Origin of the sequence: Sphingomonas sp. S1-29, assembly GCF_026167545.1 — a bacterium.
Classification (GTDB): domain Bacteria; phylum Pseudomonadota; class Alphaproteobacteria; order Sphingomonadales; family Sphingomonadaceae; genus Sphingomonas.
The window spans coordinates 3,175,809-3,190,665 of record NZ_CP110678.1; the positions used below are offsets into that span (position 1 = coordinate 3,175,809).

Sequence of the window (14,857 nt, forward strand, 5' to 3'; positions counted from 1 at the left end):
GCGCGCGCCCGAAGATTCATAAAATAAGAAAAATGGTCGGGGAAAGAGGATTCGAACCTCCGGCCCCTGCCTCCCGAAGGCAGTGCTCTACCAGGCTGAGCTATCCCCCGACCGGGGCGCTTGTCCGGCGATGCCGGCCAGCGAGCCGCGGCATATATCACCATGGTCGCGGTTTTCAAGCGTCGCGTTGCGCGCCGGCTCAGCGCGCGACTGGCGCCGCCTCCGAGGCGTTTTCGGGCAGGCCACCCATCTCGGTCACCAGCTTGGTATAGGCATCGAGATAGGCGAGCACGATGACCTGGCCGATCTCGGTATTCTGGTAGCCGCCGCCCGCGGCGCCGAACGCCCCGCCGCTGCCGAATGCGCCGCCGCCCACACCGAAGCTGAGGTCGCTCTTGCGGGCATAGCCTTCGGTCAGCACTTCTTCCTCGGTGGTCCGGGCGTTGACGATCGACAGCGTGACGTTCGCCTCGGCCTTGCGGGTGTTGATCCCGCCGGCGATCGCGCCGACCCCGCCCAGGATCCCGCGGCTACGGCCGAGCAAGCCGCCGAGCACGCCGCCCACGGCGTTGCCGCCCGAATTGGCGTTCGAGGTCACGATGTCGGGCTGGAGGAAATAATCCGCCGCCTTCACCTGCGCGCGGCCGAGGTTCGAATTGTCCTGCAATTCGCCCTGGTCGGCCAGCGCGCGTTCCATCGCGCGGCTCTGCATGCTGCGCCCGCGATTGACCATGGTGAAGCACCCCGATTGCTGGACGAACACGCGCAGGATCGCCTCGGGGCTGCCGAGGTTGAATTCGCGCCACCATTGATTGTCGGGCTCAACGATCGCGACGGTGCCGAGCTTGCGGGTGCAGCGCGGCACCTGTCGCATCGCGCGTTCCTGATCCTTGCGTCCCGAAGACGCACCGCGGGTGGTGCCGTCGCGGTTCTGGCGGCCCGAAGAGGTCGCGGTCTGCGCCTCGGCGGGCACCGCGAGCAAGGGTGTGGTGGCGAGCAGCGCGGCGATGGCGGCGGCGGAAGACAGGTTGCGCATGTGGACAACTCCCCTGAAGTCGATGGTACGCCAGCGAACAGGGGCGATCGCCCGGCGTGCTGCATATCAGACCGGATTGCGCCGCGCGAGCGGGAACGAAAGCCCGTTTTGGCAAGCGCCCGCGAAGCTGCTATCGGGCCGCCAACTCCTCGAATTTCGGAAATGACCCAGGCATCGTGGCAACCCCTCTCGACAAGATCCGCAACTTCTCGATCATCGCGCATATCGATCACGGCAAATCGACTCTCGCCGACCGGCTGATCCAGCGCACCGGCGGGCTTACCGAGCGCGAAATGTCGGCGCAGGTGCTCGACAATATGGACATCGAGAAGGAACGCGGAATCACGATCAAGGCGCAGACGGTGCGCCTCGACTGGAAGGGCTATGTCCTCAATCTAATGGACACGCCCGGGCATGTCGATTTCGCCTATGAAGTTTCGCGCAGCCTGGCGGCGTGCGAGGGCGCGTTGCTGGTGGTCGATGCGGCGCAAGGCGTCGAGGCACAGACGCTGGCCAACGTCTATCAGTCGATCGAGCATGACCATGAAATCGTGCCGGTGATCAACAAGATCGACCTGCCCGCCGCCGAACCCGAAAAGGTGCGCGCCGAGATCGAGGACGTGATCGGCATCGACGCCAGCCGCGCGGTGCTCGCCAGCGCCAAATCGGGGATCGGCATCGAGGAAATCCTCGACGCGATCGTCGAACGAATCCCGCCACCCAAGGGCGATGCCGATGCGCCACTGAAGGCGATGCTGGTCGATAGCTGGTACGACCCGTATCTGGGCGTCGTGATCCTGGTGCGCGTCATGGAAGGGACGCTGAAGAAGGGCCAGCAGATCAAGTTCATGCAGGCGGGCACCGTCCACCTGATCGACCGCGTCGGCTGCTTCCGGCCAAAGATCGAGCAGTTGACCGACCTTGGCGTCGGCGAAATCGGCTTCATCACCGCGCAGATCAAGGACGTGGCGCAGGCGCGCGTCGGCGACACGCTGACCGATGCCAAGCGCCCTGCCGCGCAGGCGCTCGAGGGGTTCAAGGAAGTTCAGCCGGTGGTGTTCTGCGGGCTGTTCCCGGTCGATGCCAACGACTTCGAGAAACTGCGCGAATCGATCAGCAAGCTTCGGCTGAACGATGCGTCGTTCAGCTTCGAGATGGAGACGTCGGCCGCGTTGGGCTTTGGCTATCGCTGCGGCTTCCTGGGGCTGCTGCATCTGGAAATCATCCAGGAGCGGCTGACGCGCGAATATGACCTCGACCTCATCACCACCGCGCCCAGCGTGGTGTACGAGATCGACCTGACGCATGGCGGCGGTCATATCGAACTGCACAACCCCGCCGACATGCCCGATCCGAGCAAGATCGAGACGATCAGCGAACCGTGGATCAACGCGACGATCTATGTGCCCGACGAATATCTGGGGTCGATCCTGAAATTGTGCCAGGATCGGCGCGGTATTCAGAAGAACCTCACCTATGTCGGCGGGCGCGCGCAGGCGACCTATGAGCTGCCGCTCAACGAAGTGGTGTTCGATTTCTACGACCGGCTGAAGTCGCTGTCGAAGGGCTATGCGAGCTTCGATTACCAGCAGATCGGCTATCGCGAGGGCGATCTGGTGAAGATGGGCATCCTGGTCAACGAAGAGCCGGTCGATGCGCTGAGCATGATCGTCCACCGTTCTACCGCCGAAGTGCGCGGTCGCGGCATGGTCGAGCGGCTCAAGGAGCTGATCCCGCGCCATTTGTTCAAGATCCCGATCCAGGCGGCGATCGGCGGCAAGGTGATCGCGCGCGAGACGATCAGCGCGATGCGCAAGGACGTGACCGCGAAATGCTATGGCGGCGACGCGACGCGCAAGCGCAAGCTGCTCGACAAGCAGAAGAAGGGCAAGGCGAAGATGCGCGAATATGGGAGCGTCAGCATCCCGCAGGAGGCTTTCATCGCGGCGCTTCGGATGGGGGATGAGACCTGATCTTGTCCCTCTCCCGCGAGCGGGAGAGGGCTGTGAAGGCTTGGTTCGCGTTCTTCACGCGGACCTAGTCGTAGCTGGGTGAGGGTGCTGCGGTCGCTTGCGACCGCGCGGCGCGAGAGCGCCGCACCACCCTCATCCAACCTTCGCTAGGCCGCTTCGCGACCAAGCTTCGGTATCCTTCTCCCGCCAGCGGGAGAAGGTTTGGGGGGCGGAACCTACCTGCGGTTTGCGCGTCCATCGGGGGAGCGGTTCGACGACGAAACCGCCGACTAGCAGGAGATTCCCGATGGCGAACGAGACCAGCAACAAGGCTGCCGACGCAGCGAACGAAGCGACGCGCAACGCGGCCGATGCCGCAACTGGCGCGGCCACCCAGGCTACCGATCAGATGCGCGCGGGCGCCGAAAAGCTCCAGGCAGCCGGTGGCGCGATGGCCGATACCGGGTCGCAGCTAGGCATGAAGATGCTCGACCAGGCCGAAACCAACACCGCCGAGGCGTTCAAGGCGATGCGCGCCGCCGCCGCCGCCAACGACGTGAGCGAGATCATGCGCATCCAGAGCGAGTATATCCGCGAACAGGGTTCGCGATCGGTGGGGCAGGTGCGCGAAATCAGCGAGCTGATCGCCAATTTCGGGCGCACCGCGATGGGGCAGATGACCGGGCGCAGCTGAGAAATCGCGGGCGGTCTATCGCGGTGGATGCGCGCGCGATAGACCGCTGGGATGCCTTGCACCGGCTCCCAAAGACCGTACCCGTCCCCCCCGTTCGCCCTGAGCTTGTCGAAGGGCGGCCTGCACTTTCGGCTGCCCCGCTGGATGTTGGTACGGGCCGGGCTTCGACAAGCTCAGCCCGAACGGGTGTGGGGGCGGTGGCTGCCAATTGCCGTCGCGCTGTTGGCGTTGGTTTTTGCCTCCGCGCCTTTATCCGCCCAATCCGGTGGCCCACTCGTCCTCGCCGCCGCCAGCATGCAGGAGGCGCTGACCGCCGCCGCCGATCGCTTCGCGGCACGCGGTCAGCCGCGTCCGGTGTTGTCGTTCGCCGCCTCATCGGCGTTAGCGCGACAGATCGCCGCCGGTGCGCCCGCCGACCTGTTCGTCTCTGCCGATGATGGCTGGATGGCCTCGGTCGAGGAGGCGGGCTTGCTCGCCCCCGGCACCCGCGCGACGGTGGCGGGCAATCGTCTCGTCCTGATCGCGCCGACCGCGGTCCGGCTGCCCCCCATCCGCACGGGCGCGCAGATCGTGGCGGCGCTCGGCAATGGGCGCATCGCGATCGCCGATCCGCAGGCGGTACCCGCTGGCCGCTACGCCCGCGTCGCCCTCGTCCGCATGGGAGCTTGGCGAGCCATCGCTCCCCGCGTCGCCGCCGCCGAGAATGTCCGCGCGGCGCTGGCGTTGGTCGAGCGCGGCGCGGCGCCGTTGGGGGTAGTCTATGCCACCGATGCCCGCGCATCGAGGGCGGTGCGGGTCGTTGGTGTCTTCCCCGCTGCCAGCCATCCGCCGATCCGTTACTTGGTCGCCCGGCTTGCCCGCTCGCGCGACCCGTCCGCCGAAGCCTTTCGCCGCTTCCTGCTGTCCCCCGTCGGCCGTGCGATCCTGCGGGCGCACGGCTTCAGCGCGCCCTGATGCTGTCGGGCGAGGAATGGGAGATCGTTCGGCTGTCGCTGCTGGTCGGCGGCACCGCGGTTGCGCTGACATTGCCGGTGGCGTTCGTGCTCGCCTGGCTGCTGGCGCGCGGGCGGTTTCCGGGCAAGGTGCTGCTCGACGGGATCGTTCATTTGCCGTTGGTGCTGCCCCCGGTCGTTACGGGCTGGTTGCTGCTGCTAGCCTTCGCGCCTACCGGCCCGATCGGTGGCTGGCTGCAGGATTGGTTCGGCGCGAGCGTGCTCTTCCGCTGGACCGGCGCGGCGATTGCGGCGGGGGTGATGGCGCTGCCGCTGATGGTGCGCGCGATCCGCTTGTCGATCGAGGGCGTGGATCGCAAGCTGGAGGCGGCGGCGGCGACCTTGGGGGCGGGCAGGGGCCGGGTGTTCGCCACCGTTACGCTGCCGCTGGCGGTGCCCGGCATCCTCGCGGGCGCGGTGCTCGGCTTCGCGCGGGCGTTGGGCGAATTCGGCGCGACGATCACCTTCGTGTCGAACATTCCGGGTGAAACCCGCACGCTGCCGATTGCGATCTATTCGGCGCTGCAGATACCGGGTGGGGATTCGGTCGTCCTGCGGCTGGCGATCGTGTCAGTGGTGCTGTCGCTCGCCGCTTTGATGCTGTCCGAATGGCTGGCGCGTCGGTCAGGAAGGGGCGGGCATGTCCTTTGACATCTCGGTCGTGAAGCGGCGCGGCGACGTGCTGGTCGCGGGCAATGTGGCGGGAGGCGCGGGGGTGACGGTGCTGTTCGGCCCCTCGGGCGTCGGCAAGAGCAGCGTGCTCGACATGGTCGCCGGCCTGCTTCGCCCCGATACCGGCCATGTCCGCGTTGCTGGCGAGACGCTGTATGATGCCAGCGCCCGGATCGACGTGCCCGCGCATCGCCGGCGGGCGGGCTATGTGTTCCAGGACGCGCGGCTGTTCCCGCATCTGCGCGTCGCCGCCAATTTGCGCTATGGCGAGCGGCTGGCCGCCCCTGCCGATCGCTGGATCGACTTCGGCACGGTGGTCGCCTTCCTCGATATCGAGCGCCTGCTGCGCCGCTGGCCCGCGACGCTGTCGGGTGGCGAGGCGCGCCGCGTCGCGATCGGGCGCGCGCTCCTCTCAGCCCCGCGCTTCCTGCTGCTCGACGAGCCGCTGTCGTTCCTTGACCATGCCCGCCGTGAGGAGATCGCGCGGGTGATCGAGGACGTCCGCGACCGGCTCAAGCTGCCGATCCTGCTCGTCACCCACGACCGCGCCGAAGCCGAGCGTTTGGGCACCCGCATCGTCACGATGTAGCGCGCCCGGCACCGCCGCCCGCGCACCCCAAAACAAAACCGCCGCCCGGTTGCCCGGACGGCGGTTTCGCATCTTCAAACCAGCAGTGCCGATCAGTCGTTCAGATACTCGCCAGCATCGGCATCGGTGCCGGTGCCGCTGGTCACGACTTTGCCGAGCGGATCGTCGCCGGTGCCGGCTTCGTCGCGGGCATTGCGTGCCTTTTCGGCGGCGCGCTCTTCTGCCGCCGAATTGGGTGCGATCAGCACTTCCTGCAACTTGCGCTGCTGGACGCGAAGCGCCGCGTCACGCGACGATGCCGCCACGCGCAGGCGGTTCATGCCTGCGCCGGTACCCGCCGGGATGAGCCGGCCGACGATCACGTTTTCCTTCAACCCGTTGAGGTTGTCGATCTTGCCCTGCACCGAAGCCTCGGTGAGGACGCGCGTCGTCTCCTGGAACGAAGCCGCCGAAATGAAGCTGCGGGTTTGCAGCGACGCCTTGGTGATCCCGAGCAGGATCGGCTTGCCCTGTGCCGGGGTCTGGTTCTTGTCCAGCTTGGCATTGGCTTCGTCCATCTCGTCGCGGTCGAGCTGTTCGCCCGCGAGCAAGGTGGTGTCGCCGCCGTCGGTGATCTCAACCTTTTGCAGCATCTGGCGAACGATCACCTCGATGTGCTTGTCGTTGATCTTCACGCCCTGGAGACGATAGACCTCCTGGATTTCCGACACGAGATATTCCGCCAGCGGCTCGATGCCGAGCACTTCGAGAATATCGTGCGGATCGGGCGAGCCGCCGATCAGGTTGTCGCCGCGCTTGACGTAATCGCCTTCCTGCACGTCGATGACCTTCGACTTGGGCACCAGATACTCGACGACCTCGCCGCCATCCTCGGGCTGGATGCCGATCTTGCGCTTGGCCTTATAGTCCTTGCCGAACACCACGCGGCCCGAGACCTTGGCGATGATCGCATTTTCCTTGGGCTTGCGCGCTTCGAACAGCTCGGCAACGCGCGGCAGACCACCGGTGATGTCGCGTGTCTTGGCAGCTTCGCGGCTGACACGAGCCAGCACGTCGCCGCCCGAAACCTGCGCACCATCCTGCACCGACAGCGTGGCACCCGATGCCAGCATGTAGCGACCCGCCTCGCCCGAATTGTCGTCGAGCAGGGTCAGGCGAGGACGAAGATCCTCCTTGGCCTTGCCGCGATATTCGGTGACGACTGCCTGGGTGATGCCGGTGGCTTCGTCGGCCTGTTCGGTCAGCGTCTTGCCGTCGATCAGATCGACATATTTCACCGTACCGGGGTTCTCGGTGATCACCGGCATGGTGAACGGGTCCCACTCGGCCATCCGGTCGCCCTGCGACACGATATGCCCGTCGTCGAACAGCACATACGCACCATAAGGGATGCGATGCACCGCCAGCTCGCGGCCATCCATGTCGATGATCGCCAGCTCGCCCGAACGGCTCAGCACGACGCGGCGGCCGCGCTGATCGACGATGATGCGAAGGTCGCGATACTCCATCTTGCCGTCGGAGGTCGCTTCGAGGTTCGACTGCTCGTTGAGCTGCGCTGCACCACCGATATGGAAGGTACGCATCGTCAGCTGCGTACCCGGCTCACCGATTGACTGCGCGGCGATGACGCCGACAGCTTCACCGATGTTGACCGGGGTACCGCGGGCCAGATCGCGGCCATAGCATTTGCCGCACACGCCGATCTTGGCCTCGCACACCAGCGGGCTGCGGATCTTCATGCCAAGGATGCCGATCGCTTCGATCTGCGTGATCATCGGCTCGTCGAGCAACGTGCCCGACGGGATGACGACCGCGTTGGTCTTGGGATCGACGACGTCCTCTGCCGTGGTACGGCCAAGGATACGCTCGCCGAGCGACGCGATGGTCGAGCCGCCTTGCACGATTGCGCGCATTTCGAGCGCCCGCTCGGTACCGCAATCCAGCTCCATGATGACGCAATCCTGCGACACATCGACCAGACGGCGGGTGAGGTAGCCCGAGTTCGCGGTCTTCAAAGCCGTATCCGCGAGGCCCTTGCGCGCGCCGTGGGTGGAGTTGAAATATTCAAGGACGGTAAGGCCTTCCTTGAAGTTCGAGATGATCGGTGTCTCGATGATCTCGCCCGAAGGCTTGGCCATCAGGCCGCGCATGCCGGCAAGCTGCTTGATCTGCGCCTGCGAACCACGCGCACCCGAATGCGCCATCATGTAGATCGAGTTGATTGGCTTCTCGCGGCCTTTCATCGGGCCGTCTTCGTAATATTTAACCGCCTTGATCTCGTCCATCATCGCGGTCGCCACCTGATCGCCGCAACGGCTCCAGGCGTCGATCACCTTGTTGTACTTCTCCTGCTGCGTGATCAGGCCGTCCTGATATTGCTGCTCGAAGTCCTTCACCAGGCCGCGGGTCTCGTCGACCAGCCCGACCTTGGCGTCGGGGATGATCATGTCGTCCTTGCCGAAGCTGATGCCGGCCTTGAAGGCGTTGCGGAAGCCGAGCGACATGATCGCGTCGGCGAACAGCACCGTCTCCTTCTGGCCGGTGTGACGATAGACCTCGTCGATCACGTCGCCGACGTCCTTCTTGGTCAGCAGGCGGTTGACGATGTCGAACGGCACCTTGTGGCTCTGCGGCAGGCATTCGCCCAGCAGCATGCGACCCGGCGTCGTCTCGAAGCGCTTGAGATACGTCTCGCCCTTCTCGTCGGTCTGCAGGATGCGGCTGATGATCTTGGTGTGCAGCGTGACCGCACCCGCGTTCAGCGCCTGATGCACCTCGCTCATGTCGCCCAGCAGCATGCCTTCGCCGGGCTCATTCTCTTTCATCATCGAGATGTAATAGAGACCCAGCACCATGTCTTGCGACGGCACGATGATCGGCTTGCCGTTGGCGGGCGAGAGGATGTTGTTGGTCGACATCATCAGCACGCGCGCTTCGAGCTGCGCTTCGAGCGACAGCGGGACGTGGACGGCCATCTGATCGCCGTCGAAATCGGCGTTGAAGGCCGAGCAGACCAGCGGGTGAAGCTGGATCGCCTTGCCCTCGATCAATACCGGCTCGAACGCCTGGATGCCCAGACGGTGAAGCGTCGGCGCGCGGTTGAGCATGACCGGGTGCTCGCGAATGACTTCGTCGAGAATGTCCCAGACTTCCTTGCGCTCCTTCTCGACCCACTTCTTCGCCTGCTTGAGCGTCATGCTCAGGCCCTTGGCGTCGAGGCGCGCATAGATGAACGGCTTGAACAGCTCGAGCGCCATCTTCTTCGGCAGGCCGCACTGGTGCAGCTTCAATTCCGGCCCGGTCACGATGACCGAACGACCCGAATAGTCAACACGCTTGCCGAGCAGATTCTGACGGAAGCGGCCCTGCTTGCCCTTGAGCATGTCCGAGAGCGACTTGAGCGGACGCTTGTTGGCGCCCGTGATCGTGCGACCGCGACGGCCATTGTCGAACAGCGCGTCGACGGCCTCCTGCAACATGCGCTTCTCGTTGCGGACGATGATGTCCGGCGCGCGCAGTTCCATCAGCCGCTTCAGGCGGTTGTTGCGGTTGATCACGCGGCGATACAGATCGTTGAGATCCGAGGTCGCGAAGCGGCCACCGTCGAGCGGCACCAGCGGGCGCAGCTCGGGCGGAATGACCGGAACGACGTCGAGGATCATCCATTCGGGGCGGTTGCCCGAATCGATGAAGCTTTCGACGACCTTCAGCCGCTTGATGATCTTCTTGGGCTTCAGTTCGGACTTGGTGACCGCCAGCTCTTCGAGGAGGTCGCGCTTTTCGCCCTCGAGGTCGAGGTCGATCAGCATCTGCTTCACTGCCTCGGCACCGATCCCGGCCGAGAACGCGTCCTCGCCATATTGATCCTGCGCGTCGAGCAGCTCGTCTTCGGTGAGCAACTGATAGCGCTCGAGCCCGGTGATGCCCGGCTCGATCACGATATAGCTCTCGAAATACAGCACGCGCTCGAGCTGCTTGAGCTGCATGTCGAGCAGCAGGCCGATGCGGCTCGGCAGCGACTTGAGGAACCAGATGTGCGCGACCGGCGCGGCCAGCTCGATATGGCCCATCCGCTCGCGGCGGACCTTCGAGACGGTAACCTCGACGCCGCACTTCTCGCAGACGATGCCCTTATACTTCATGCGCTTGTACTTGCCGCACAGGCACTCGTAATCCTTGATCGGACCGAAGATGCGCGCGCAGAACAGGCCGTCACGTTCGGGCTTGAACGTGCGATAGTTGATCGTCTCGGGCTTCTTGATCTCACCGAACGACCAGCTGCGAATGCGGTCGGGCGAGGCAAGGCCGATCTGGATCTGGTCGAAGGTTTCGGCCTTGGCGACCGGATTGGCGAAATTGGTCAGTTCGTTCATGTTTCTTCATCCTTCAACCCCTCTCCCGCTTGCGGGAGAGGAAGGGGCCCGCCCGCAAAGCGGGTGGGAAGGTGAGGGTGTGTCGGGCCATCTTCGAGCGCGGTCTGCAACCGGCCCCGTCAGGCCCTCACCCCGACCCTCTCCCGCAAGCGGGAGAGGGAGAGGGCGCGATTATTCCGCCGCGATCTGCACGCCGTCCGAATCGTAGCCGAGTTCCATCGTCTTCAATTCGACGTTCAGGCCCAGCGAGCGCATTTCCTTGACGAGCACGTTGAAGCTCTCCGGGATGCCCGCCTCGAACGTGTCGTCACCCTTGACGATCGCTTCGTAGACCTTGGTGCGACCGACCACATCGTCCGACTTCACCGTCAGCATTTCCTGCAGCGTGTAGGCGGCGCCGTACGCCTGCAGCGCCCACACCTCCATCTCACCGAAGCGCTGGCCGCCGAACTGCGCCTTACCGCCCAGCGGCTGCTGGGTGACGAGCGAGTACGGCCCGATCGAACGCGCGTGGATCTTGTCGTCCACAAGGTGATGCAGCTTGAGCATGTAGATATAGCCCACCGTCACCTTGCGATCGAACGCATCACCGGTGCGCCCGTCGAACAGCGTCACCTGACCCGACGGGTCGAGACCCGCCAGCTCGAGCATCGCCGCGACATCGGCCTCGCGAGCACCATCGAACACCGGCGTCGCCATCGGCACGCCGTTCTTAAGATGCTGCGCCAGTTCGATGATCTGGTCGCCGTTCCGCTCGTCGATCTCGGCGTGATACTTCTCGCCATAGACGGTCTTCAACCGATCCTTGACCGCGTCGGGCATCGCGCCCGGCTCGGGATTGGGATTGGCCTCGCGCCATTCTTCGAGCGCCTGGGTGATCTGACGACCAAGACCGCGCGCGGCCCAGCCCAGATGCGTTTCAAAGATCTGTCCGACGTTCATGCGCGACGGCACGCCCAGCGGGTTGAGCACCAGATCGACCGGCGTTCCATCCTCCAGGAACGGCATGTCCTCCTGTGGCAGGATGCGCGAAATCACACCCTTATTGCCGTGGCGGCCTGCCATCTTGTCCCCCGGCTGCAGCTTGCGCTTCACCGCGACGAACACCTTGACCATCTTGAGCACGCCCGGCGGCAGCTCATCACCACGCTCGAGCTTGTCGCGCCGATCGTGGAACTTGTCGGTGATCTTCTTGGCGGCTTCGTCATACTGGACCTTGACGGCTTCCAGGTTCGACTGGACGCCATCGTCAGCCACGCCGAACTTCCACCATTCGTGCCGCTCGACGCTGTCGAGCAGCGCGTCGTCGATCACGACGCCCTTCTTGACGCCCTTGGGCGCCGCGGTCGCGGTCTGGCCGAGCAGCATTTCCTTCAGGCGCGACCAGGTCGCACGGTTGAGGATGCCGCGCTCGTCGTCCGAGTCCTTCTTCAGGCGCTCGATCTCTTCGCGCTCGATCGCCATCGCGCGCTCGTCCTTGTCGATGCCGTGGCGGTTGAACACCCGGACCTCGACGACGGTGCCGGCAACGCCCGGCGGCAGGCGAAGGGAGGTGTCGCGAACGTCCGACGCCTTTTCACCAAAGATCGCGCGAAGCAGCTTTTCCTCGGGCGTCATCGGCGATTCACCCTTGGGGGTGATCTTGCCCGCCAGAATGTCGCCAGGCTCGACCTCGGCGCCGATGTACACGATGCCCGCCTCGTCTAGGTTGCGAAGCGCTTCCTCGCCGACGTTAGGGATGTCGCGGGTGATGTCCTCTGGCCCCAGCTTGGTATCGCGCGCCATGACTTCGAATTCCTCGATATGGATCGAGGTGAAGACGTCGTCCTTCACGATGCGTTCGCTGATGAGGATCGAATCCTCATAATTATAGCCATTCCACGGCATGAACGCGACCAGGCTGTTGCGCCCCAGCGCCAGCTCGCCGAACTCGGTCGACGGGCCGTCGGCCAGCACGTCGCCGGCCTTCACGATGTCGCCGACCTGCACCAGCGGGCGCTGGTTGATGCAGGTGTTCTGGTTCGAACGCTGGAACTTCATCAGCGTGTAGATGTCGACGCCGCTCGCAGTCGCCTCGACCTCGCCGGTCGCGCGGATGACGATACGCGTCGCATCGACCTGATCGACGACGCCAGCACGCTTGGCCGAGATAGCCGCACCCGAATCGCGTGCCACGGTCTGTTCCATGCCGGTGCCGACAAACGGTGCCTCGGCCTGAACCAGCGGCACAGCCTGACGCTGCATGTTCGATCCCATCAGCGCGCGGTTGGCGTCATCGTTTTCCAAGAACGGAATGAGCGATGCCGCGACCGACACGAGCTGCTTGGGGCTGACGTCCATCAGCGTCACCTGATCGGGCAACGCCATCAGGAATTCGCCCGCCTGGCGTGCCGAAACCAGCTCCTCGGAGAAGCTGTTGTCGGGGTGCAGCGCCGCCGATGCCTGCGCAACGGTGTGCTTCTGCTCTTCCATCGCCGACAGATAGACGACGTCGTTGGTCACCTTGCCGTCGACGATCTTGCGGTACGGCGTCTCGATGAAGCCGTACTTGTTCACGCGGCTGAAGGTGGCCAGCGAGTTGATCAGGCCGATGTTCGGGCCTTCCGGCGTCTCGATCGGGCAGATCCGGCCGTAGTGCGTCGGATGGACGTCGCGGACTTCGAAGCCGGCGCGCTCGCGCGTCAGACCGCCCGGTCCAAGCGCCGACACACGGCGCTTGTGGGTGACTTCCGACAGCGGGTTGGTCTGATCCATGAACTGCGACAGCTGCGACGAGCCGAAGAATTCGCGCACCGCCGCAACCGCGGGCTTTGCGTTGATCAGGTCGTTGGGCATCACCGTCGAGACATCGACCGACGACATCCGCTCCTTCACCGCGCGCTCCATGCGGAGCAGGCCGACGCGATACTGGTTCTCGAGCAATTCGCCCACCGAACGCACGCGGCGGTTGCCGAGATTGTCGATGTCGTCGACTTCGCCCTTGCCGTCCTTCAGGTTCACGAGCGTCTTGACGACCTCGAGAATGTCGTCGGTACGCAGCGTCGTCACCGTGTCCTCGACATCGAGGTCGAGGCGCATGTTCAGCTTGACGCGGCCGACCGCCGACAGGTCATAGCGATCGGGATCGAAGAACAGGCCGCTGAACAGCGATTCTGCGGTCTCAAGCGTCGGCGGCTCGCCGGGGCGCATCACGCGGTAGATGTCCGACAGCGCCTGCTCGCGCTCTTCGGCCTTGTCGACCTTGAGCGTGTTGCGGATCCACGGACCGGTCGAGACATGGTCGATGTCGAGCAGTTCGACGGTGTCGATGCCTGCCTTGTCGAGCAGTTCGAGATTCTCGGCGTCGATCTCGTCGCCCGCCTCGACATAGATTTCGCCGGTGGTCTCATTGATCAGGTCATAGGCCGAGTAGCGACCGAAGATTTCCTCGGTCGGGATCAGCAGGTCGGTCAGGCCGTCCTTGGCCGCCTTGTTCGCGGCGCGCGGGCTGATCTTCTGGCCGGCGGGGAACATGATCTCGCCCGACTTGGCGTCGACGATGTCGAACATCGGCTTTTGCCCGCGCCAATTCTCGGCGGCGAACGGGATCTGCCAACCGCCTTCGCCGCGCACATAGGTGACGCGGTTGTAGAAGTGGTTGAGGATTTCCTCGCTGTTCATGCCCAGCGCGTAGAGCAGCGTCGTAACCGGCAGCTTGCGCTTGCGATCGATGCGGACGTTGACGATGTCCTTGGCATCGAATTCGAAATCGAGCCACGAACCGCGATACGGAATGACGCGCGCGGCGAAGAGGTACTTGCCCGATGCATGGGTCTTGCCGCGATCATGGTCGAACAGCACGCCCGGCGAACGGTGCATCTGGCTGACGATCACGCGCTCGGTGCCGTTGACGATGAACGTGCCGTTCCCCGTCATCAGCGGCATGTCGCCCATGTACACGTCCTGCTCCTTGATATCGAGCACGCTGCGCGCCTCGGTATCGGCGTCGACCTCGAACACGATCAGGCGAAGCGTGACGCGCATCGGCGCGGCATAGGTGATCCCGCGCTGGCGGCATTCCTCGGTATCGAACTTCGGCGGCTCTAGCTCGTAATTGACGAAATCGAGCTCGGCGGTGCCGGCGAAATCGCGGATCGGGAAGACCGAACGCAGCGTCTTTTCGAGGCCCGAGACATAACCGATCGACGGATCGCTGCGCAGGAACTGCTCATAGCTTTCGCGCTGCACTTCGATCAGGTTCGGCATCTGCACCACTTCGTGGTTGTCGCCGAAGACCTTGCGGATGCGCCGCTTCACGGTGCTGCGCTCGATGCGCTGCGATGCCGCGCCGCCGTCTGATGCCTGGGTTGCCATGGGTGCTGTTCGCCTCTCAGCTCAAGAAACTTCGATGTCGGCCGCCGGGGAGGGCGGCGCGCATGCGAAGACGCAAAAAGCCGCGCGCTCCATAGCGGAGCCGCAGCTTTCGGCGTCGTTGCAAACCCCTGCCGACCTATCCGTACGAAGCGCTGCGCGACGGCGCTTCATTTCCCGGTCGTCGGGGTGAGTGGCG

General features: G+C 64.6%; 8 protein-coding genes and 1 tRNA gene. 5 read left to right on the forward strand and 4 right to left on the reverse strand.

What is annotated here, in order from left to right:
• Window positions 1-33 precede the first annotated feature (33 nt).
• Window positions 34-110, reverse strand: a tRNA-Pro gene (locus OKW76_RS15170).
• 89 nt (window positions 111-199) lie between these two features.
• Window positions 200-1,036, reverse strand: a complete 837-nt coding sequence (locus OKW76_RS15175; RefSeq protein WP_265549714.1) for a CsgG/HfaB family protein — start codon at window positions 1,034-1,036, stop codon at window positions 200-202.
• Between the two features lie 176 nt (window positions 1,037-1,212).
• Between OKW76_RS15175 and lepA the strand changes: the two genes are divergently transcribed.
• From lepA to OKW76_RS15200, 5 genes are all read left to right on the forward strand, one after another.
• Window positions 1,213-3,009: a translation elongation factor 4 gene (gene lepA, locus OKW76_RS15180; RefSeq protein ID WP_265549716.1), complete on the forward strand. Its 1,797-nt coding sequence runs from the start codon at window positions 1,213-1,215 to the stop codon at window positions 3,007-3,009.
• A 286-nt stretch (window positions 3,010-3,295) separates the two neighbouring features.
• Window positions 3,296-3,682: a phasin family protein gene (locus tag OKW76_RS15185; RefSeq protein ID WP_265549718.1), complete on the forward strand. Its 387-nt coding sequence runs from the start codon at window positions 3,296-3,298 to the stop codon at window positions 3,680-3,682.
• Between the two features lie 144 nt (window positions 3,683-3,826).
• Entirely contained in the window at window positions 3,827-4,636 is an 810-nt protein-coding gene (gene modA / locus OKW76_RS15190) for a molybdate ABC transporter substrate-binding protein (protein WP_265549720.1), read from the forward strand.
• Entirely contained in the window at window positions 4,636-5,325 is a 690-nt protein-coding gene (gene modB, locus OKW76_RS15195) for a molybdate ABC transporter permease subunit (RefSeq protein ID WP_265549722.1), read from the forward strand. The genes modA and modB overlap by 1 nt, the downstream gene beginning before the upstream one ends.
• A complete protein-coding gene (locus tag OKW76_RS15200; protein ID WP_265549724.1) occupies window positions 5,315-5,935 on the forward strand; it encodes an ATP-binding cassette domain-containing protein in 621 nt (206 codons plus the stop codon). The genes modB and OKW76_RS15200 overlap by 11 nt, the downstream gene beginning before the upstream one ends.
• Before the next feature lie 92 nt (window positions 5,936-6,027).
• On the opposite strand, the gene rpoC is transcribed toward OKW76_RS15200, so the two are convergent.
• The gene (rpoC, locus tag OKW76_RS15205; protein WP_256506708.1) at window positions 6,028-10,308 is read right to left on the reverse strand and encodes a DNA-directed RNA polymerase subunit beta'; all 4,281 of its coding nucleotides are present in this window, start codon (window positions 10,306-10,308) and stop codon (window positions 6,028-6,030) included.
• A gap of 171 nt (window positions 10,309-10,479) precedes the next feature.
• A complete protein-coding gene (rpoB, locus tag OKW76_RS15210; protein ID WP_256506709.1) occupies window positions 10,480-14,661 on the reverse strand; it encodes a DNA-directed RNA polymerase subunit beta in 4,182 nt (1,393 codons plus the stop codon).
• Between the last annotated feature and the right edge of the window lie 196 nt (window positions 14,662-14,857).

What these genes read in the sequence shown, in the direction of transcription:
- OKW76_RS15175 (WP_265549714.1), bottom strand. Translation starts at nt 1,036, where the DNA reads ATGCGCAACCTGTCTTCCGCCGCCGCCATCGCCGCGCTGCTCGCCACC.
- OKW76_RS15185 (WP_265549718.1), top strand. Translation starts at nt 3,296, where the DNA reads ATGGCGAACGAGACCAGCAACAAGGCTGCCGACGCAGCGAACGAAGCG.
- modA (WP_265549720.1), top strand. Translation starts at nt 3,827, where the DNA reads ATGTTGGTACGGGCCGGGCTTCGACAAGCTCAGCCCGAACGGGTGTGG.
- modB (WP_265549722.1), top strand. Translation starts at nt 4,636, where the DNA reads ATGCTGTCGGGCGAGGAATGGGAGATCGTTCGGCTGTCGCTGCTGGTC.
- OKW76_RS15200 (WP_265549724.1), top strand. Translation starts at nt 5,315, where the DNA reads ATGTCCTTTGACATCTCGGTCGTGAAGCGGCGCGGCGACGTGCTGGTC.
- rpoC (WP_256506708.1), bottom strand. Translation starts at nt 10,308, where the DNA reads ATGAACGAACTGACCAATTTCGCCAATCCGGTCGCCAAGGCCGAAACC.
- rpoB (WP_256506709.1), bottom strand. Translation starts at nt 14,661, where the DNA reads ATGGCAACCCAGGCATCAGACGGCGGCGCGGCATCGCAGCGCATCGAG.